Annotated in this window: 22 protein-coding genes and 1 other annotated feature; of the genes, 18 read left to right on the top strand and 4 right to left on the bottom strand. The window is 40.1% G+C overall.

Translation table 11 applies throughout. The annotated features are described in order from the left end of the window. Nucleotides 1-127: 127 nt before the first annotated feature. Nucleotides 128-589: a helix-turn-helix transcriptional regulator gene (locus tag HMPREF1477_RS05895; RefSeq protein ID WP_016476184.1), complete on the bottom strand. Its 462-nt coding sequence runs from the start codon at nucleotides 587-589 to the stop codon at nucleotides 128-130. Nucleotides 590-1,295: 706 nt separating this feature from the next. On the opposite strand from HMPREF1477_RS05895, the gene HMPREF1477_RS05890 reads away from it, so the two are divergent. The 15 genes from HMPREF1477_RS05890 to HMPREF1477_RS05820 all read left to right on the top strand — a co-directional run bounded on the left by HMPREF1477_RS05890 (nucleotide 1,296) and on the right by HMPREF1477_RS05820 (nucleotide 15,486). Then, the gene (locus HMPREF1477_RS05890) at nucleotides 1,296-2,603 is read left to right on the top strand and encodes an FAD-dependent oxidoreductase (protein ID WP_016476183.1); all 1,308 of its coding nucleotides are present in this window, start codon (nucleotides 1,296-1,298) and stop codon (nucleotides 2,601-2,603) included. Then, nucleotides 2,600-2,878, top strand: coding sequence for a ferredoxin family protein (locus HMPREF1477_RS05885; protein ID WP_005376445.1), 279 nt, complete (start codon nucleotides 2,600-2,602; stop codon nucleotides 2,876-2,878). Before HMPREF1477_RS05890 ends, HMPREF1477_RS05885 begins: the two co-directional genes overlap by 4 nt. Before the next feature lie 4 nt (nucleotides 2,879-2,882). After that, entirely contained in the window at nucleotides 2,883-3,887 is a 1,005-nt protein-coding gene (locus HMPREF1477_RS05880; protein WP_005376408.1) for an electron transfer flavoprotein subunit beta/FixA family protein, read from the top strand. Continuing rightward, nucleotides 3,887-4,882: an electron transfer flavoprotein subunit alpha/FixB family protein gene (locus HMPREF1477_RS05875; protein ID WP_016476182.1), complete on the top strand. Its 996-nt coding sequence runs from the start codon at nucleotides 3,887-3,889 to the stop codon at nucleotides 4,880-4,882. Before HMPREF1477_RS05880 ends, HMPREF1477_RS05875 begins: the two co-directional genes overlap by 1 nt. Before the next feature lie 284 nt (nucleotides 4,883-5,166). Continuing rightward, entirely contained in the window at nucleotides 5,167-5,943 is a 777-nt protein-coding gene (locus HMPREF1477_RS05870; RefSeq protein ID WP_016476181.1) for a Fic family protein, read from the top strand. Between the two features lie 326 nt (nucleotides 5,944-6,269). Beyond that, entirely contained in the window at nucleotides 6,270-7,028 is a 759-nt protein-coding gene (locus HMPREF1477_RS05865; protein ID WP_016476180.1) for an SDR family NAD(P)-dependent oxidoreductase, read from the top strand. Between the two features lie 135 nt (nucleotides 7,029-7,163). Continuing rightward, a complete protein-coding gene (locus HMPREF1477_RS05860) occupies nucleotides 7,164-7,763 on the top strand; it encodes a hypothetical protein (RefSeq protein ID WP_016476179.1) in 600 nt (199 codons plus the stop codon). A gap of 46 nt (nucleotides 7,764-7,809) precedes the next feature. Further along, nucleotides 7,810-8,394 carry a hypothetical protein gene (locus HMPREF1477_RS05855; protein WP_016476178.1) on the top strand — a complete coding sequence of 195 codons (585 nt, stop codon included), beginning with the start codon at nucleotides 7,810-7,812 and terminating at the stop codon, nucleotides 8,392-8,394. A 237-nt stretch (nucleotides 8,395-8,631) separates the two neighbouring features. Beyond that, entirely contained in the window at nucleotides 8,632-9,582 is a 951-nt protein-coding gene (locus HMPREF1477_RS05850; protein ID WP_038148211.1) for an ABC transporter permease, read from the top strand. Then, a complete protein-coding gene (locus tag HMPREF1477_RS05845) occupies nucleotides 9,575-10,384 on the top strand; it encodes an ABC transporter permease (RefSeq protein ID WP_016476176.1) in 810 nt (269 codons plus the stop codon). The genes HMPREF1477_RS05850 and HMPREF1477_RS05845 overlap by 8 nt, the downstream gene beginning before the upstream one ends. Before the next feature lie 66 nt (nucleotides 10,385-10,450). Beyond that, entirely contained in the window at nucleotides 10,451-11,965 is a 1,515-nt protein-coding gene (locus HMPREF1477_RS05840; RefSeq protein ID WP_016476175.1) for an ABC transporter substrate-binding protein, read from the top strand. Next, entirely contained in the window at nucleotides 11,958-12,725 is a 768-nt protein-coding gene (locus HMPREF1477_RS05835) for an ABC transporter ATP-binding protein (protein ID WP_016476174.1), read from the top strand. Before HMPREF1477_RS05840 ends, HMPREF1477_RS05835 begins: the two co-directional genes overlap by 8 nt. A 1-nt stretch (nucleotide 12,726) precedes the next feature. Next, a complete protein-coding gene (locus HMPREF1477_RS05830) occupies nucleotides 12,727-13,467 on the top strand; it encodes an ABC transporter ATP-binding protein (RefSeq protein ID WP_016476173.1) in 741 nt (246 codons plus the stop codon). Between the two features lie 172 nt (nucleotides 13,468-13,639). Next, a complete protein-coding gene (locus HMPREF1477_RS05825) occupies nucleotides 13,640-14,716 on the top strand; it encodes a type I restriction endonuclease (protein WP_016476172.1) in 1,077 nt (358 codons plus the stop codon). A 50-nt stretch (nucleotides 14,717-14,766) separates the two neighbouring features. Continuing rightward, nucleotides 14,767-15,486 (top strand): hypothetical protein, encoded by a 720-nt coding sequence (locus HMPREF1477_RS05820; protein ID WP_016476171.1) that lies wholly within the window; start codon nucleotides 14,767-14,769, stop codon nucleotides 15,484-15,486. A 48-nt stretch (nucleotides 15,487-15,534) separates the two neighbouring features. Here the strand turns inward: HMPREF1477_RS05820 and HMPREF1477_RS05815 are convergent, their stop codons facing one another. From HMPREF1477_RS05815 to HMPREF1477_RS05805, 3 genes are all read right to left on the bottom strand, one after another. Next, nucleotides 15,535-15,882 carry a hypothetical protein gene (locus HMPREF1477_RS05815; protein WP_038148090.1) on the bottom strand — a complete coding sequence of 116 codons (348 nt, stop codon included), beginning with the start codon at nucleotides 15,880-15,882 and terminating at the stop codon, nucleotides 15,535-15,537. A 226-nt stretch (nucleotides 15,883-16,108) separates the two neighbouring features. Continuing rightward, entirely contained in the window at nucleotides 16,109-16,381 is a 273-nt protein-coding gene (locus tag HMPREF1477_RS05810) for a type II toxin-antitoxin system YafQ family toxin (protein WP_016476169.1), read from the bottom strand. Nucleotides 16,382-16,387: 6 nt separating this feature from the next. After that, nucleotides 16,388-16,669 (bottom strand): type II toxin-antitoxin system RelB/DinJ family antitoxin, encoded by a 282-nt coding sequence (locus HMPREF1477_RS05805; protein WP_016476168.1) that lies wholly within the window; start codon nucleotides 16,667-16,669, stop codon nucleotides 16,388-16,390. A gap of 184 nt (nucleotides 16,670-16,853) precedes the next feature. Between HMPREF1477_RS05805 and HMPREF1477_RS05800 the strand changes: the two genes are divergently transcribed. The 3 genes from HMPREF1477_RS05800 (at nucleotide 16,854) to HMPREF1477_RS05790 (ending at nucleotide 20,372) form a co-directional block, all read left to right on the top strand. After that, nucleotides 16,854-17,483 carry a hypothetical protein gene (locus tag HMPREF1477_RS05800; protein ID WP_016476167.1) on the top strand — a complete coding sequence of 210 codons (630 nt, stop codon included), beginning with the start codon at nucleotides 16,854-16,856 and terminating at the stop codon, nucleotides 17,481-17,483. Nucleotides 17,484-17,842: 359 nt separating this feature from the next. Then, the gene (locus HMPREF1477_RS05795) at nucleotides 17,843-18,250 is read left to right on the top strand and encodes a hypothetical protein (RefSeq protein WP_016476166.1); all 408 of its coding nucleotides are present in this window, start codon (nucleotides 17,843-17,845) and stop codon (nucleotides 18,248-18,250) included. Nucleotides 18,251-18,341: 91 nt separating this feature from the next. Continuing rightward, nucleotides 18,342-18,545, top strand: a binding site (T-box leader). Nucleotides 18,546-18,833: 288 nt separating this feature from the next. Continuing rightward, nucleotides 18,834-20,372: a 2-isopropylmalate synthase gene (locus tag HMPREF1477_RS05790; protein ID WP_016476165.1), complete on the top strand. Its 1,539-nt coding sequence runs from the start codon at nucleotides 18,834-18,836 to the stop codon at nucleotides 20,370-20,372. The last annotated feature ends 1 nt before the right edge of the window (nucleotide 20,373 follow it).

The following is a 20,373-nucleotide window of genomic DNA, read 5'->3' as shown; positions in this document are numbered from 1 at the left end:
AAAACGTGTAAGAGCGAGAATCGATAGAACAGAAAAATAAATGTAAAAGGAGCTATATTGCTGAGGTTAGCCTCTAGCAGTATAGCTCCTTTATTGTTCCCTATAAAGTAATGATAGGGAGTTGTGTTTAGGTATTATCTTTTTCATAGTCTAGTCCCTTAGTAGATATGCCTATGCTTTGTTGTTGATTTAGCATAGAACTATCCTCTGTTGATGGATAGGATGTGTCGTCTAAGGTTACTGTTTCCAATAATTTGTCGATATTATCGGTTTGGATGGATACTTCTTTGTTGTACCATTCGCCAAACTCGCGGATAACTGTTTCATTGCGCCTATAATAGGTGTATTGGTCAATTTTTCGCGATTCCACAAGGCCTGCACGCTCTAATATAGTCATAAATGTAGATACAGACGATTGCGATACACCACAGCGTTTTTGAATACTCTTAACGCTAACGCTGTTTGGAAAATCGATGAGAGTTTTAGAGTGTACTTGAACACCGAATTCTTGCTCTGGGTGCTTTAGCCACAATATAATATCTAACCGATGTGGATTGGATAATGCTTTCAGAATTCTTTGCGGATCCATATGGCCTCCTTGAGGTAAATACCAAAATGTTGAGTGCCTTACTTTGACCGTGGTCTTGCATTATGCGGTCGTATTATATACGCGTCTTGCTCCGTATAGAGAATATTACTTACATTTATCATACGCTAATTTTTATGTGAAAGCTAGGAAAATTTATAAATTTTTATGGGGGTGGCAGTGGGGACTTCCAAAAGCTTCCACCGGCCGGGTCTGACTTCGCCCTTCGGGCTACGCAGGGCCAAAGTCAGCTTTTGAAAGTCCTCACTGCCTCTCCAAAAACTTTAAGTGTAGAGAACAGGGCAAAGTCGTTTTTAGAAGCCTATACCTCCACGCAAGAAACTTTATGTGCTAGAAGAGAAAGGCCCGCATTTCACGCAGGCTTTCAAATTGATTTTATAAGCAACTTCGGAAATAGTATAGTTAGAGGGCTAAGTTTTTATAGTCTTATATGATTTTTATATACTATTTTCTGTTTTATAGTGAAAATGTATTTGATTAGTTTTCTGATACATTTTATAATAATGTTAATTGCGGTATGTCTTTTCGGAGCATACTTGATGGGCTGGTCTCGACCAGCCCATTTTTTATTTTCTTATAAAATTTTCATGTACATGTGGTATGTTAAAAAGGTATTTTCAATCTGTATCGTGAATATATAATATATAGACTTATGTAAGTTAGGCTTTCATAAAAAGGAGCTGAGTATATGGCAATAGATCGAAATGAGAGATTTGACGTTATCGTCGTGGGGGCAGGGCCGGCGGGTGCTGCAGCGGCGTTACGTTTGGCGGAGCAGCGTGTGAAGGTGTTGGTCATTGAGCGCGGGATGGCACCAGGTGCTAAGAATATGATGGGCGGCCGTATTTATACGCACTCCCTAGAGAGATTGGTACCGGATTTTAGGGATCGTGCGCCTCTTGAAAGAAAGGTGACGAAGGAACGCATTTCCATCGGCGCTGGCAATGAGATGACGACCATCGAATATAGTTACCAAGATGTGAAAGAAAATGAAGAATCCTATGTTGTGTTGCGTGCTAAATTCGATAAATGGCTGGCCGAAGAGGCTGAGAAGAAAGGGGCTTTGCTCGTTTCTAATGTACAGGTAACGGAACTCATCACCGAAGGAGAAGGCAAAAAACGTCGCGTTGTAGGTGTACGTTGTCACGACGATGAGGTGTATGCAAAGCTTGTTATCATCGCAGAGGGGGCCAACACAGTGCTCTTAGAAGAGGCTGGTTTAACTGACCCTACAGATCCTAAGACGATGGCTGTGGGTGTAAAAGAGGTATATAAATTCAAAAAAGAGGACCTCGAGAATCGCCTTATGTTATCTAGTGATGAAGGCATGGCATGGCTTACGTTGGGCGATATGACAGATGGTCTACTAGGCGGCGGCTTTATATATACGAACAAGGACAGCCTTTCCGTAGGCATGGTAGTAGGCCTTGAGGATATCGGCTTGGCAGATAAATCAGTTGACGAAATGTTGGAGGCTTTCACCAGTCATCCTAGAATTGCACCGCTTTTGAAAAATGGTCAATTAAAGGAACACAGCGCGCATCTTGTGCCTGAAGGCGGTTATAAAGCGATGCCAAAATTGGGCGGCAAGGGTTACATCGTCGTTGGCGATGCGGCGCGGATGTGTATGAATCTAGGGTACACGATTCGTGGTATGGATCTGGCTATCGAGTCCGGCATGTGCGCGGCTGAGGCGGTCAATGTGGCGCTACGCGACGAAAATATGGACCGCGTTACTAAATTGTACGAAAAACAAATCAAGGCGTCTTGGTTGCGTCGCGATATGAAATTGTATAAAAATATGCCGAAATTCTTGGCCTCTAATCCGCGGATTTTTAATGAGTACCCTGCATTTGTAAACAATCTTATGCGTGATGTATTCACCGTAAATGGTGACGGTGCGGTGCCATTGATGAAAAAATTGTTGCGCCGCGTCAAGGATGTAGGCCTATTTAGATTGATTCGTGATGCATGGAAAGGGGTGCGTTCCCTATGAAATTAGAAGAGCGTTTGGGCGCGAATAAATATTATGTAGATGAAACGTGTCCTCACATCATTATTGATGGTGAAAGCGTAAGCCGCGAAGAGGCGATGAAGCTCGTGAATGGTTGTCCTGCAGGACTATATACATTACAAGAAGATGGCAAGTTAGCCTTTGATTTTGCGGGCTGCCTCGAATGTGGAACATGTCGCGTATTATGTGGACACAGTGTTGTTAAGACTTGGAAATATCCTCGTAACGCCAAGGGCGTAGAGTTTAGACAGGGGTGAGTGCATGGAATTATTAGTCTGTATAAAACAAGTACCGGATACGTCGGAAATTAAACTAGATCCGGAAACAAATAATCTCATCCGCACAGGTCTGCCTAGTATTGTAAACCCTTACGACATGCACGCGCTTGAGGCGGCTTTGACTGTGAAAGACCAAATTGAAGGCAGTCGCGTTACGGTTGTGACAATGGGTCCTCCACAAGCTGAAGAGGCATTGCGTCAATGCTTGGCGTTAGGCGCTGATGATGCGGTGCTCGTAACAGATCGTGCCTTTGGTGGTGCCGATACATTGGCTACAAGTTATACGATTGCATCCGCTATTCGTCATATTCAACGAACCATGAACCGTCAATTCCAACTCATTTTCTGCGGTAAACAAGCTATCGATGGCGATACAGCACAGGTGGGTCCTCAAATCGCAGAGGAACTCGGTATGGCGCAAGCTACCTATGCTTGTGAATTTTCCGTAGACCAAGCCTCTCAAAAGGCGATTGTAAAGCGGGAGCACGAGAATGGTTATGAAGTGATTGAAGCTCCGTTGCCATTGCTTGTGACGACGACAGCCGAACTTAACGAGCCACGTCAACCTGGCCTTTGGAGCTCCATTTACGCGAAACGATATACTATTAATCATATTACCTTACGTGATATGCCTCATATTGATGAAAGCCGCATTGGCCTTACCGGTTCCCCAACACGGGTACGCAAGGTATACCAACCACCGCTTCGTGGCAAGGTAGAAATGCTTTCATCCGTCGACGAAGGCGCTAAAAAGGTGCTTGAATTGGCGTACCACATCAAGCCTGAAAAGTTCGCACACCTTTTGGTGCCAAATGACACACCGGTTGTAGAGGCGCAAGACGATGAGGGCATTGACGTAAATGACCCAGTACAGCGAGCTGCGTCTGTTGAAAGCGTGGTGCCTAGCGAACCTAAGGCGGTAGATCCAAATACATTTGCAGCAGAGGCCGCTAAAGCTGATGCTGTTTCCGAAGGAGGTGACCGATAATGACAAATTTTGATGAATACAGAGACGTTTTTGTCGTAGCTGATACCATCGATGATGTAGTGCATCCAGTTACGTATGAACTTATCGGTCAAGCCCGCCGCATCGCCAAGGAACTGGGTCAGCTCGTGCAAGTCATGCTCCTCGGTGAAAACGTACAAGCTGAGGCAGAGGAACTTGTGGCTCATGGCGCCGATATTGTTCACGTTTTTGAAAGTTCCCTCTTGAAATACTATACAACAGATGGCTATACAAAGGTATTGACGGATTTCTTTGAAGACCATAAACCGAATATCCTTTTAATTGGTGCTACCAATAATGGTCGTGACTTAGCACCACGCATGTCTGGTCGCATGCAAAATGGCGTTGTAGCAGATTGCACTATCCTAACCGTAGATACAGAAGAAGGCCTTGTAGAATGGACCCGTCCTGCTTTAGGTGGTAATATCTTGGCTGAAATTATTTCGCCAAACCATCGTCCACAAATGGGCTCTGTTCGTCCTAATGTATTCAAAAAGCCTGAGCGCATTGCGGACAGTTGGGGCCGTATCCAACTTGAACAATTTGACCTCAAGTCTGAAGACATTCGCACTAAACGACTAGATTTTATTCCATTCAGCAAGTCTGGTTATAATATCCAAGAAGCGGATATCATCGTAGCTGGCGGTCGTGGTATGGGTTCAAAGGAAAACTTTGATAAACTCTACGAACTCGCTGATGCTATCGGCGGCGTTGTAGGCGCTACCCGTCCACTCGTTGAAAAAGGTTGGATTGAATTGCCATACCAAGTAGGCCAAACAGGTAAAACCGTAAGCCCTAAACTATACTTGGCATTTGGTATCTCTGGCGCAATCCAACACGTGAGTGGCATCTCCGGTGCTGATACAATTGTGGCTATTAACAACGATCCAAATGCAGAAATCTTCCAACACGCGAACTATGGGATTGTTGGGGATTGTATGGAAGTTCTCAACGATATGTTGGCGCATTTAAAATAGAACATAAAAAGATTGGGCCCTTAGCTTAATTGCCGTAGTAGAAAGGACCCCTTCCGAAAAACTCCACCGGCCGGGTCTGACTCCGGCCTGCGGCCTCCGCAGGGCCAAAGTCGTTTTTCGAAAGGGGTCCTTTCTTTCTTCTACAGTTGATATAGCCATAGGCCCAATCTTTTTATGTTTCCTCTTAACTTAGCACCGACATATTCGTTGAAATAATATAAGTAGAAATATGGTAAAATGGTGTTATACATATCATAGTTGAATGGACGTAGGGAGGTGATGTTGTGACTGCTGATAGTAATGGTTATGTAGGTTTTGATTTGGCATTGTTTATCGCTGAGAAGTTGCGGGCTCAGTTTGTGTTTGATATGGCACAGATGGAGGGAAACACGGCGACGTATCCGCAGGTTGAGACGATTGTGTGTGGTACTTCTGTGGCGGGGCTCAGTGTGAGTGAAACTCGACAAATAGATAATATTAATCGTGGCTGGCAAGCCTTGATAGAGGATTTGCGGTTAAAACGATTTCAGATTAATAAGTTAGTGGCTATCGAATATAATAAGTTAGTTTCTGAAAGTGAGAACCGCCTAGGATTTGGTGGATTTCGCAATGCACCAGTAGCTATAGGTGGTACAAGTTATACACCGCCTAATCCTTTGGATTTAAATTCCTGTTGGAACGAATTAATAGCTAGGTGCCAAGAGCTAGAGGATAATCCGTTGGAACAATCGCTTCTATTATATGCCGAGATGGCTCGGAACCAGTTCTTTGGCGATGGCAATAAACGAACCGCTCTGCTCATGATGAATGGAAACCTTATTCAGAATGGATTATGCCCAATTACGATAACGAAATCTTGCGAAGTAGAATATCGGACCGCTTTAATTGGATATTATGAAAGCCCCGAGCAACATCGCATTCAATTCTTCGATTTCCTAAAACAAGAACAACAAACCATGCTAAAACGCTGGGGCTATGAAATCCAAGATATAAATGAAACCGAACTTGGTAAAACAATCGATACAAATCCAAAAGAAGGATCCACTAAACATAAATTATAATTGAGGCCCTGAATTACAACTTTCCCTTTCCCCGTAACAAAAATCTTTGCGGGAAATAAGGATAACGTATTTAAAACAGGTCCTGATGGGCTTCCAAAACCGACTTTGGCCTTACCGTAGAGAGGACACAATCTGATAGAGGTCCTGAATTACTTCCTTTTCTTTGTTTAGCAATGAAAATCTTTGCGTTTCATTATGTAATTCAGGACCTATGTATTTAAAGCTTGTGATGATAGGGGCGGAAAAAAGACTTCGGGTCCCGCTTGCGCGATAGCGTGTCTTTTTTCCGCCCCTGTCATCACTGTTAAATAGAAGGAGGAATACATATGAACCGCAAAATTTTCGTTACAGGTGCTACTTCTGGTATCGGCCTTGAGTGTGCTCGTGCTTTCGCTCAAGATGGAGATAATGTATTGATTGCTGGTCGTCGTGCAGACCGCTTGGCGGCGATTAAGGAAGATTTTGAGCAACAATATGGCATTCGTGTGGATACGCTTGTACTTGATGTGAGCAAACGTGAAGATGTAGATGCTAAGGTAAAACCAGCTATAGAAGCTTTTGGTGGCATTGATGTACTTGTAAATAATGCAGGTCTGGCACAGGGACTCGATCCATTTCAAGATAGTACCGTAGAAGATGCAGTCACAATGATTAATACGAATGTATTAGGCCTTCTTTATGTGACTAAGGCTGTATTGACGTTCATGATGGCTCAAAATAGTGGTCATATTGTGAACATGGGCTCTACTGCTGGGATTTATGCGTACCCAGGCGGCGCTGTGTACTGTGCTACAAAGGCAGCTGTTAAGACATTAAGCGATGGCATCCGCATGGATACCATAGCTACAGATATTAAGGTTACTACCATTCAACCAGGCATCGTAGAAACTCCATTCAGTGAAGTACGATTCCACGGTGATGCGGAACGAGCTAAATCTGTCTACGCTGGTATTGATGCAATCCAACCAGAAGACGTAGCCGATGTAGTACTATATGTAACGAACCAACCTAAACGCTTGCAAATCTCTGATGTAACCATCATGGCGAACCAACAAGCGGCAGGCTTTATGGTACATAAGAAATAATAGGCTAAATACTAAGCTTGTTAAAATGATATAGGTAGCATTTATTACTTGAAATCCTACATCATTTAGGATATACATATTAAGTATATTTTAATAAATATAATTTTACAAAACTTGTTTTTGGAGATTGTTGTTATGTCAACAAAAATAAAGACATTACTAGTGGCTTCTTTAGCATGTGCAGCTATTGGTTCCTATAGCATTACTAGTGCTCACGAGCCATCTGTTGGGGATCGTTCTGTGCCTATGACTGGTGGAATCTCAGTTGAACCTAGGGAACCAAATTTTATTATGCCGAGTCCTGTACATGTGTTCACCACAGTTAAAGAAGCGGCGGAGTATATGAATATTACACCACAGATGCCAAAGTTGTTACCTGTAGGCTTTAATATTCAATCTGTCATCACTTTAGAAAAAGATATATTACAAGTTGTGTATGTCTACAAATCTGGTGCGGATCCATGTTATAATCAAGATGGAGGTGCATATATTATATATCGTTCATCTAAGTTAACTGGTGATATCAGTGGTGACCATAAAATTCATAAGGTTATAGAAACTGAAAGTGTAGATGGTACAAAGGTTACTTTCAAAGGCAGTGACAAAATGGTTTATCTTGCATCGTGGATGAAAGATGGACAAAATCATTTTTTAGATTTTTATCGCCCCGTTACACGAGATGTGGCGAAGGCTATTATCCGTAATATTGTTGAGGAAAAATCACATACAAAATAAATGTGTTTTTAATAATTTTTATGTTGCGGGAAAGGAGATTATACCCATGATTAAAAAATTTGTATTGTTGGCTGTGGCTTGTGCGTGCGTAGGTTCTTATGGCGTTGCTGGTGCGCAAGGTACTTTAGATGTAAAACCAGATCCAGCTAAACCTGTAGTTGCAGAACAGGCAGCGTCTATGGTTGGCATGCCAAGCCCAATTCATGAATTCGCCACTATTGATGAAGCTGCTAAATACATGAATATTATGCCTCATCTACCTAAAGTATTACCTGTAGGTTATAATATTGAGTCTGTAAGCACAATCAATAAAGATGTTTTGCAAGTTGTGTATGTTTACCAAGCTGGTGAAGATTCTACTCGCAATCAAGCAGCAGGCAAACGTATTGTATATCGCGTAGGTACTACAAAAGGTGATATCAGTGGTCATTATAACGATTATCGCGTTACAGCTACAGAAAAGGTAAATGGTACAAAGGTTACTTTCAAAGGTGGCGAAAAAATGGTATACTTCGCTGGTTGGACAAAAGATGGTCAAAACCACGCGATGTACTTTGAACGTCCTGTCAATCGCGATATGGCAAAAGCGATCATTGCTAATACAGTTGCACCAAAATCACATATGAAATAATACAGCCTGATACAAACTATTCTTGATGGAATGGCATGCGATCTACAGTGCAGTACTCGCATGAAATGTAAGGGTTTTATATAAACAGCTCCTCGTATGAGGGGCTGTTTTTTCGTTATGTGAAACTTTCATAATGAGAATAGTTATAATATACCTGGATGGGTATACATGGATGTGCATATTATTGCTACAATAAAGGTATATAGTTTCTTAGTGATAAAGGAGGTAGGTGATGGATTGTATCGATTAATACTACAGCGTTTGGCGAGTATTGTAGGTATTTTATTGGTAGTTACTATTGGTACATTTGTATTGATAAAATTATCTCCTATCGACCCGGTGGCAATGAAATTTAATCTCGTGGGTGCCACGCCTGATCCGGTGTTGGTGGCTCAATTAAGAGAACAATTAGGTCTCAATGATCCGTGGTGGCAACAGTATGTGCGTTGGCTTGGACAAATTGTACGGGGTGATTTTGGGGAATCGATCCTGTATTCAATGCCGGTAATCACATTGTTATCGGGGGCCTTGCCTAATACATTGGGCCTCGTATCACTAGCACTTGTCATGGGAATTGTAGTGACCATTCCACTAGGGATGCTGTCCGCCAAGTACAAGGATTCATGGGTGGATCATGGTGTACGATTATTGACGTTTCTAGCCTTAGCGATTCCTAGCTTCTGGGTGGGGTTATTGTTGCTCTACTTATTTGGCGTTAAATTACAGATTGTATCAGTAACGAACACAAATGGTTTCTCTGCTTATATATTGCCAGCTGTTACATTAGCTCTATGGCTATGTGGACTATATATCCGTCGCTTGCGTAATGCTATTTTAGAGATATCCAGGCGTCCCTTCGTTCAAGGGGCGCGTGCATTAGGCTTACCAGAGTGGATGGTATTTACTCGATATATATTCCCTCATGTAGGACTGATGTTATTACCTATGATGGGCGTAACGATGGGCGCTATGCTTGGTGGCTCTGCTGTTATTGAAACAGTATTCGCCATCAAGGGTATTGGGTACATGATGGTACAAGGCATTATGGCGCGAGACTTTGTATTGATGCAGGGCTATATCATTTGGATTACATTGGTGTTCATTATTATCAATATCATCATTGATGTATTGAGTTATTGGCAAAACCCTAAGCGAAGGGCCGCTATACAAGGAGGCTCTTATGAATAGACAAAAGCCGTACATCTTATACATTATGTTAGTCTTAGCAACTTTATGGATTTTACTATTCCTCTGTGCTCCATACATAGCTCCATTTAATCCAGAGGCTACGAATGTGGCAGACCGATTGCAAGATATTAGTAGCACGCACTTATTAGGCACTGATCAGCTGGGCCGTGATGTGTGGTCTCGCATCCTTTATGGCGGTAAAGCATCATTAGGAATTGCTTTCATCATCATTGGTATCAGCGGTGCTATCGGCATCGTTATTGGTGGGGTAGCAGGATTTTCTACGCCTCGTATTGACCGCTGGCTGTCTCGCTTGATTGATTTGGTGTTAGGATTTCCGAATATGGTAATTGCCATCGCGTTCATCGGTATCATGGGACCTACCATTCCGAATGTCATTATTTCCTTGTGTATTACAAAATGGGCGGAATATGCGCGCATTACACGTGGTCTTGTACAGATTGAACGCCACGCGGAGTACATTACCTTCGCTCGCATGTCGGGCGCATCAAATCTGCGCATCCTGTGGCGATACATTTTGCCAAATGTGCTGCCACCCCTATTGATTGTAATCATTCAACATCTCGGAGACGTTATTATCTTAGTAGCTAGTTTCTCGCTTATCGGTATCGGTGTACAACCGCCAGATCCAGAGTGGGGCACAATCTTATTAAGTTCCCGAGATTTCCTACAAACGGCACCGTGGCTATTGATCTATCCAGGGCTTGCCATTTTTATTACTGTTGTTTTATTCAACTATATTGGCGATGCGTTGCGCGATGCACTCGATGTATCTCGTTAACTGCGCTTTGTATAGATTTTTTATGGTGAAAGCCCTAGTGGGCGATGTATTTTTAAAGGAGAAAGTATGAAACGTTGGTTATTAGTATGTTTAGCCATGTTGTCTATGGTGGCCCTCTTGACGGGGTGTGGTAGTGATACGGCTAAGCAAGGAAAACACATGAATGTTGGTCTGTATTGGTTTGGTGAAACATTAGACCCAACACACGAGTGGGATGCATGGACATTGACGCGCATCGGTGCCGGTGAAACATTGGCAACTGTAACACCAGACATGAAATTTACCCCTCAATTAGCAGATTCTTGGGAAAATGTGGACCCTACTACATGGAAATTCCATATCCGTGAAAATGTTAAATTCCAAAATGGCACACCTATGACGCCACAAAAGGTAAAAGAGTCCATCGAGTACACTATGAAACAAAGTGCTCGTTCCGCAAAAGCTGTTAAAATCGAGTCCATTACCGTAGATGGTCAAAACTTGATTATCAAAACAACAGAACCAAATGGCTCCTTGTTGTCTAGCTTAACAGAACCTGCGTTTGTCATCATGGATACAGCGGATCTTAAGGACGTGGCAACGAAACCAGTTCTTACGGGCCCTTACAAAATTAAATCTTTCACAAAGGGTGAAACCATTGAGCTAGAAGCCTTTGCAGATTACTGGGGTGGTAAACCAGGTCTTGATTCTGTAACAGTAAAAGATATCGAAGACAACAATAAGCGCGCGATGGCATTACAATCTAAAGATGTAGATGTTATCCAAAAAGTAGATTCTGCTAACCGTAGCTTGTTTAAAGATGGTTTCAATATCCAAGATATCGCTGGCGTGCGTGTGTTCATGTTAAAAATGAACCAAACTGTAGCATCTCCATTACATGACAAAGCTGTACGTAATGCAGTTGCTCATATTATTAATTATGATTCTATGGCAAAAATCATCGGTAACGGTTCTACACCAGGTGCGGCACCATTCCCACCATCTGCTAACTTAGGCTATGACACAATTGCTAATAAGGCGACAACTGATGTTGCCAAGGCTGACCAAATTTTAACTCAAGCTGGTTATGCTAAAAATGCAAACGGCGTGTATGCAAAAGATGGTAAAGAATTATCTTTAACACTAGCTGTATGGGGTAAAGATACTAGCATGTACGAAGAAATTCAACAAGAATTGAAACAAGCGGGTATCAATGTAACGCTTAAGAAATTACAAAGCCCTGATGAAGTGGATACACTAGGTACAGATGGTTTTGACTTGGTAGAACGTAATGTTATTACCATGTCTACAAATGATCCTTATTGGTTCCTCAGCTTATTCTACAAATCCGGCGCAAAAGCTAATGTTGGCGCTTACTCTAACCCTCAAGTAGATGCGTTAATCGACCAATTGTCCGTAACATTTGATCAAAACGAACGCTCTAATATTGCAAGACAAGCACAACAAATCTTAGTTGATGATGTAGCAGATATTTACTTGTTGTATCCAAGTGCAACAGTTGTATCCACTAATAAGGTTAAAAATGTACCAGTACATCCAATCGATTACTACTTATTAACAAAGGATTCTACTATTGAATAAATCGGATTGCATTGTATTTGATGATGTAACAATTGCATATGGTACGGAAGAGGCGGTGCGCAATATATCCTTCTCCGTGCCTAATGGCGAGGTCTTTGCCATCGTTGGTGAAAGCGGATCTGGTAAATCTACGCTAGTCAGCGCCGCCTTTGGCATGTTGAAACAAGCTACTATAACAGGTCAAATTTTGTTAAATGGCATCGACATCTCTACCTTGAGTGATAGCGATTGGCGCAAATTACGTGGTACAGAGATTTCCATGATCTTTCAAAATCCTAGTGCCTATTTAAATCCAAATCGGACCGTAGAAAATCATTTTAAGGATTTGTTCCGTGCCCATGGTGAAAGCTATGATGTAAGCCGCGTTATAGATATGCTTAATCTTGTTCACTTAACTGACGGAGAACGTATATTACAGTCGTATCCATTCCAGTTGAGCGGTGGTATGCAACAACGGTTAGCCATAGCATTGAGCCTCATCTTAAAACCTACTATTGTCTTTGCCGATGAACCCACTAGCGCCTTAGATATACTCGTGCAAGCCTCTGTGTTAGATCTGTTACGTGAAGTGACGCAAGCCCTTGGAGCAACGGTAATTATCGTAACCCATAATATCAAGGCTGCTGCACGTATTGCTCATAGCATTGGCGTTATGAATAAGGGACATCTCGTTGAAGTAGGGCCAACAGAAGAGGTTATACATTATCCAAAGGATGACTATACGCGGGTATTGTTAGACTCCGTAATGAAAGTGGTGTAACATGATTCAAGTCGAGCATATAGGTAAACAATATACAAACCACCATCATACGATTCATGCCGTACATGACGTATCCTTCTCAGTGGCACCGAATGAACGCGTTGGCATTGCTGGCGGTAGTGGTTCTGGTAAAAGTACACTTCTCAAATTAATTGCGATGCTAGAAAAACCGACATCTGGTACTTTACGACTATTCGGAGAGGATGTTACATCCATTCAAAACTATAGAGATATCTATCGCTCCATGCAGATGATGTTTCAAAATCCCTTGTCCATCATTCCGCCGCGGATGAACTTAGAAGCATTTCTGCTAGAGCCATATATCAACTATGGTTTTATGGATATGGCTGCCGCAAAGGACGATATTCGTAAGTGGATTCAACATGTAGATTTACCGAAAGCGATTGTTCAAAAGTATCCACACGAAGTGAGTGGTGGGCAGTTACAACGTGTTGTATTAGCACGGATTATGCTGATGCATCCAAAACTAGTACTCTTTGATGAACCTACATCAGCCCTTGATGCGGTGAATCAAAAGCTGGTACTAGATTTATTACAAAAACTCCACAGGGAACAACCCTTCGGCTACGTATTCGTCAGCCATGATATTGGACTTTTACAAGCCGTAACAGACCGAATCATCGTTATGAAAGACGGACATATCGTTGAAATTATCGAATCAAAACGACTCAAAGAAGCGGTACATCCTTATACAAAAGCACTTGTGGAAGCGAGTGAGTAAACAAAGAGGCTGTAGCAGAATGCACAAATGTATTCTGTTACAGCCTTTTTACTATTACTTCCTGTTTATTACTTTTATAAATTAATAATGCTAATATATGCAGGAAATCTTGTTTCTATGTAGAAATATATAAATAAGGTGAAGTATGTATTAATGTATAGGAGGTATTGTTATGGAATTTGAAGGCCTTATTAAATCACATGTACAAAGGATTAAGACTTTAAAGAATGACATTTTGACAGAAGAGGCAACAAAGACATCCCTTATTATGCCGTTCTTTAGAATTCTTGGTTATGATGTATTTAATCCAAATGAATTTATGCCAGAGTTTGTAGCAGATGTGGGACTTAAAAAGGGAGAAAAAGTTGATTATGCAATCAAGCTAGACAATGAACCTGTTATCTTAGTTGAGTGCAAATCAATTAATGAAAAACTGGAAAAACATGACTCTCAACTATATCGTTATTTCGGTACAACAACAGCTAAGTTTGCTATTCTTACAAACGGTATTGTATATAGATTCTATACAGATATTGATGAAGTTAATAAGATGGATGAAGCGCCATTTTTAGAAATTAATCTATTAGAACTACGTGATGAGCAAATTGCAAAGTTACAGCATTTTACAAAAGAAAAATTTGATCGAGATGCTATTTATGATTCGGCAGAAGGCTTAAAAAATGAGGCTCAGATTCGACAAATTATTAAAGATGAAATAGAAAATCCTAGTGATGAATTAGTTAAATTTATATTGGGTAAAGGTGTTTATAATCGAGTAAAAACACAGGCTGTTATTGAAAAATATACTCCTATTGTAAAAAATGCCTTTGATTATATTATAAAAGAAATGCTTAGTAAAAAGATTGAGACTGCCTTTGCAAATACTGAACCAACTGAATCAAGTACCCCTCAATTAGACAACGAAGAAATAAATACTAATGAAGAAGTAGAAAGTAAAATTGTTACAACAGAAGAAGAACTTGAATCATATTATATTGTTAGAGCAATTCTAAGTAAGTATATAAATGTAGACCGGATTACTTATAGTGACAAAGAAAGCTACTTTGCAATTATTTTAGACAATCATATTACTAAATGGTTATGTCGTATCTATATCAAAAAGAACAAGAAATATATTGGCATTGTAGAAAATGGTGAACAAATTAAATATACAATTGAAAATATTAGTGATATCTATAGGTATGCAGATAAAATTGTTCAAAGATTGCAATCATTAGAGGTAAAATAATCTATTTAAAAGTGATAGTTAGTATTGTCTTATAAGTGATGGGAGACATTATGTATATAGCAGTACAAAGAATTATTTCATGTCAGAAACTATTAGAACGACATATTGATGAGTTTGAACCTTGTAAAGTAGTAGTTTCAAAAGATTTACCTATAGATATAGTGTTAGATACAAAAATTTATTGTCATAAAGAGAATGAATATATTGTTGTTGGAGATAAGAAGACCTTTATACAACAAATTTGTATGGCAAAGTTAAATACTTATGTAGAAAAGAATACTCTGTATAAAGAGGCTGTTTTGCTAATTGAAAAAGAATTAGATAATATTGTTAGAGAATTACCTTATGACTATATACGAGATAACGAGCAAAAAATAGTCTTTAGAAAATGTAATCAAGATAGTCAATTTATGACTTTAAATGAGATAGCAGTTATTGTTGAGAAGAACAATAAAATTTTACAAGGGCTGAAATTTGATGATAAACCTAGTTGGGGAGCTGACAGTAAATATACACGTGCGGGATATAGTGTTGAAAAAGGCATATATGCTGCGGATAGATTAAAGATATTGTTTAAGATGAGTGACGAATGTGGGCGCAAGCTAAGCAATGATTTTGAAGATTATTGTTGGTTTATAGAAAATAAGCGTAGTAATGGTAAAGTATATTATGCAAATAGACGTAGGCGACGTGACTTAGCAGCATTAAAGTACTATGAAACTCATAATGGTGAGAAAAAGTTTGTTGAAGATTACGGTAATGATCGATAAAAATAAAACCGGCTTCCTAGATAGGAACCGGTTTTGTTTTAGGCAATTTTATACAATTTCTGCTTTCAAATCGATAATATTTTTTGCGGCTACGCAGGCAGGGCAGTCACAGAATTCTGCACCTTCTGCTTTGATGTCTTTAGCGTGTTGTAATAGGTTAGCGGCGCCTTCTTCGCCAAGGATTTGTGTAGCAAGTTCAGATCCTGCAAAGCCGATTGTTTCGTCGATAAGTGCAATGTTTTGTTCTGCTACGGATACGAGTTGTTTTGTAAGTTCTTCTTGTTTAGGTGTACCTTCTGCATTAATCCAAGATTGAGCGAATTCCTTTACTTTAGGATTGCTTTGTGGTGCATCTAATAATGCTTGTACGAGTTGTGTTAATTGTGTATGTGTCATGATTATTTCCTCCATATAATTACTAACTATAGTTTGGAATAGTGCATTTAGTATCATATGAGCACCTGTTCCTTTTGTTAAGTTCATTATAACACCTACAATAATTTTGAATAGTAGAATGATTTGCGATAGATACTATCAAATAGGATAGATTTATGATGATAACTGGTATAAATTTTTAGGGAAATAGAAAAGAGGAATGCTTTCACATTCCTCTTAAGCTTAGTTAGAATAAATCTGAGTGGCTACCCGTGCGAGTTAAAGATAATACTAATATGTCATCTTTAATTGCATAAATTAGAAGCCAATTTGGCTCGATATGTAATTCTCTAAAGCCTTCGTAGTTTCCTGTTAATGGATAATCTTTATAACTAGGATCTAATAGCGTTTGATTCTGTAATTTATTGATGATTGAATAGAGTTTATTGAGATCTTTACCGCGTTTTTTTGAGCGCTTTAGGTCCTTTTTGAACTTACTGCTAAGCACTAATCTCAACATAACTGATTACTCCAATCCTAAATCCTCAATCATTTCTTTTACATTAGCATATGATTTTGCTTTTACTTTTTCTGCCAATATATCTTTCGTTTCTTGAATAGCAGCTTCTGTTTCTGGATTATAACGAGGTTGTTTAGGTTGAAATGGAAATCCGCCTTCCATTAGTGATGTGTGGAGAAAAATATTAATCGCATCAGTTACGGATATGCCAAAGCTAGCATATAGTGCTTCTAATTGTGCTTTTACAGCTGGCTCGATACGCAAACTGATAGAGGCTGTTTTAGCCATAGTATCACCTCCTGTTACTTCTATTGTAATGCAAATGCTATATAATTGCGATCTTATAACTGCGAATTGCAAGCATAATACATATCTTTTCCTGGACGAAAAATACTTATGAATATAAGAATATTAGCTTTTTAGGTGATATAATTAACTTACTATATGTAGTTTGTTTACAGGAGAATATATCATGAAAAAGGTTGTATGTGCGTTAGCTACGCTAGCTTTTATAGGTTCCATCAATGTTGTGTCCGCAGATGAGTTGATGCGGTTCCGTCTTAATGGTAATTCGATTTATGATCAGCCTTATGGGGATCGAAATGAGTTTCCTTGTCCAGATAGACTTGGAAGTTGCACTATGACTGATGAGGATTATAGAAGCACTCGTAAAGGTCAATCTCTAGAGGTGTTTGATACCCTATATGAGGCTAAGCAACATCTGAACTTTAAGCCGCAGTTGCCAAGTGGTTTAGAGGGATTACGTTCCGTACATGTATCCATTGTGGATCACGATGTATTACAAGTTGTGTATGCCTATCATGAGCTTTTAAAAGGAACATATTTTGACCGTGTAGATGATATGCCAAAGTATATTAAGTATCGCGTATCGACTCTATCAGGTAATATTGCAGGCGATTATAAGGATTATGTGCCTCAGAAGACGGATATTGTGAATGGTATGACGGTAACCTATCGAATGGTGGATGACGCCGTTTACTTAGCATCTTGGGAGTATGAGGGGCAGAACCATGTGCTCTTATTTAATGAGCCTATTCCTATTGAACGGGCCAAAGAAATGATTAAGAGCGTAGATTATTGAAAAAACACTTTGAGTGTAGTATATTATAGATAGGCAATTGATAGTTGTGCAATTAACTACAAAATCCCCCGGAGCTGCAACTCCGAGGGATTTTTTACATTATTACGCTAATGTTAGAGCGTTGGGCTAGTTGCTAAAGAAAAGGGCTAGGAAAGCGTCTAACCACTTGCAAATGTAGTAGGCGAGTACATTTACCATGACGGCTAGCCAAAATTGATAGTTGTTGTGCAATAACTACACCCCCTTTCTGTTGCCAGATTAGGGTTAGCAACACCTATAGTATAGCAAAATACTTTTTACACAAATAGCGATATACAGTCCTCTTTGGTGTGCTTCATATTAAAAATAATGGAGTTTTTATGAACCTAAAAAATTACAAGATTTCAACATTGCCATATATAGAAAATGCTAGCAATGAGATAATGGAAAAGTACAATATAAAAGCGCAATATGAAATGGAACCGCCTCATGGAGATGCTATTTATTCTATTTCTATAAAGGGGAAAGCATTGCCGTTTTGGATGTATGGTAGAGATGTTACGTTCATAGGTAGTAGCATGGTTATGGTGGAGTCCGTAAAATGTAAAACCTGGAATCCTATAGAAACTGTGATTATCGATTTAGAGGATAAAGTATATGCCAACTTACAAGAATGGTATACAGATATTTCATTTGTTAATGGTCGAATAGAGCTATCTAATCAAGTGGTAAAAATGAATAAACGAATTCTAAATGATTTTGAGGATTTAGAATGGATAAGCTTTTAAGATTGATTGTCCTATATTGACTCAGTAAAACTTCATCATATCCTAATTGACATAACTCTATAGAATAAAGTACAATATCTTTATATCTTAAATACAAGCTATGAATGGGTATAAAGGTTTACAAATCCTGCTTTCAGAGAGTTGCCGGTTGGTGTGAGGCAATAGAGGTTGTATGCTGACACTCTCCCGTGAGCTTTGATGGCGAATACAGCAGTAGTCGTTGACGGTGGTGCCGTTATAACCGAAACGAGTCCCAATTAGGGTGGTACCGTGTTATGTATATAACGCCCCTTTGAGTAACGACAGTTGCTCTGAGGGGCTTTTTTTATACTCTCAAATACTGGTCGGAGCCTCCACCGGCCGGGTCTGACTTCGGCCTACGGCCTTCGCAGGGCCAAAGTCGGCTGCGACCGACATTTAACAGTTCTTATTAGCAAGAGTAACGGTCTTCGGCCTAGGGCCTCGACCTACTAAAGTCGCTTGCGAGCACGCACTTTAATTCTACGTTTTGTTTGACTAAACTTTCACAATGAATAGATATAATAAAGTGTTGTGTTTTATTAGTACAGAAAAGGTGAAGATTATGGATCAAAATCGCGTATATTTCTTCGATACAACCCTTCGTGATGGGGAACAAACACCAGGTGTATCCTTACAAACTCCTGAAAAAATTGAAATTGCGAAAGGCCTAGTACGCCTTGGCATTGATGTAATCGAGGCTGGTTTCCCAGCAGCATCCCCAGGAGATTTTGACGCGGTACAAACGATTGCACGCGAAGTCAAAGGTGCAACAATTTGTGCGTTGGCTCGTGCTAATGAAAAGGATGTACAAAAAGCGATTGATGCGTTGAAAGATGCGGAACGTAGCCGTTTACATGTATTCATTGCTATTTCCGAACTTCATATGGAATATAAATTAAAAATGACTCGCCAAGAGGTATTGGATAAGGTTAAATCCGTATTGGCATATGCAAAAGGTAAGGTTGATGAAATCGAGTTCTCCGGTGAAGATGCGGCACGCTCTGATTTAGATTTCGCATGCCAAGTATTTGGTGTTGCCATTGCTGGTGGTGCAACAATTATTAATGTACCAGATACAGTAGGTTACATGAACTCTAATGAGTTCGGTGATAAAATCCGCTATATTAAAGAACATACACCAGGCATTGAAAATGCAATTATCTCCGTTCACTGTCATGATGACTTAGGTCTTGCTAATGCAAATACGTTAGCTGCTATTAAAGCAGGTGCACGCCAAGTAGAAGGCACAATTAATGGCCTAGGCGAACGGGCTGGTAACGTAGCGATTGAAGAAGTGGTAATGGCTCTTAAAACACGCCATGATTACTTCGGCGACCTTCAAGTGAACATCGATACAAAACAATTTACGAAAGTTTCTAAACTAGTAAGTCGTTTGACAGGTGTCGTAGTTCCACCAAACAAACCAATCGTAGGTTCTAACGCTTTTGCTCATGAGTCTGGTATCCATCAACATGGTATGATGAGCAATCCTGAAACATATGAAATCATGACTCCTGAGTCCGTAGGGGCTGAAAAAACAGACCTCGTATTGGGCAAACACTCTGGTCGTCATGCCTTTGCTGATCATTTGGCAAAACTTGGTTTCCAATCTTTCACAGAAGAGAAAATCAACGACCTCTTCGCTAAATTCAAAGAATTGGCAGACCGTAAAAAACAAGTATACGATGATGACATTATCGCTCTTGTAGTAGATAACTTACATCACAAAAAAGCATTCGAGCTCGTGGCTCAATACTACAAATTGGGTGAAAAAGGCTACGCCTATGCTGACGTTCGCCTCATGACACCAGAAGGTGAAAAAGCCGATGCTGCCGTTGGTGATGGTCCAGTAGACGCATCCCTTAAAGCCGTTGAACGTGTGGTTGGCTTGCCAATTAGCTTAAAAGACTACCAAATCCGTGCCATCACAGCTGGTAAGGATGCCCTTGGGGAGGCAACCCTTAAGGTTGAATACAACGGTCGCTTGTACCATGGTCGTGGTATTAGCACCGATATCGTTAAATCAAGTGTGAACGCATATATTAATGCAGTTAACTCAGTATTCCTAGCTATGGAGCTAGAACAACAGGAGGAAGAATAAT

Source organism: Veillonella sp. HPA0037, assembly GCF_000411535.1.
In the GTDB taxonomy this organism is placed as follows: domain Bacteria; phylum Bacillota; class Negativicutes; order Veillonellales; family Veillonellaceae; genus Veillonella; species Veillonella atypica.
Note: the sequence above shows the minus strand (reverse complement) of the source record. Positions and strands in the feature narration are given on the sequence as shown.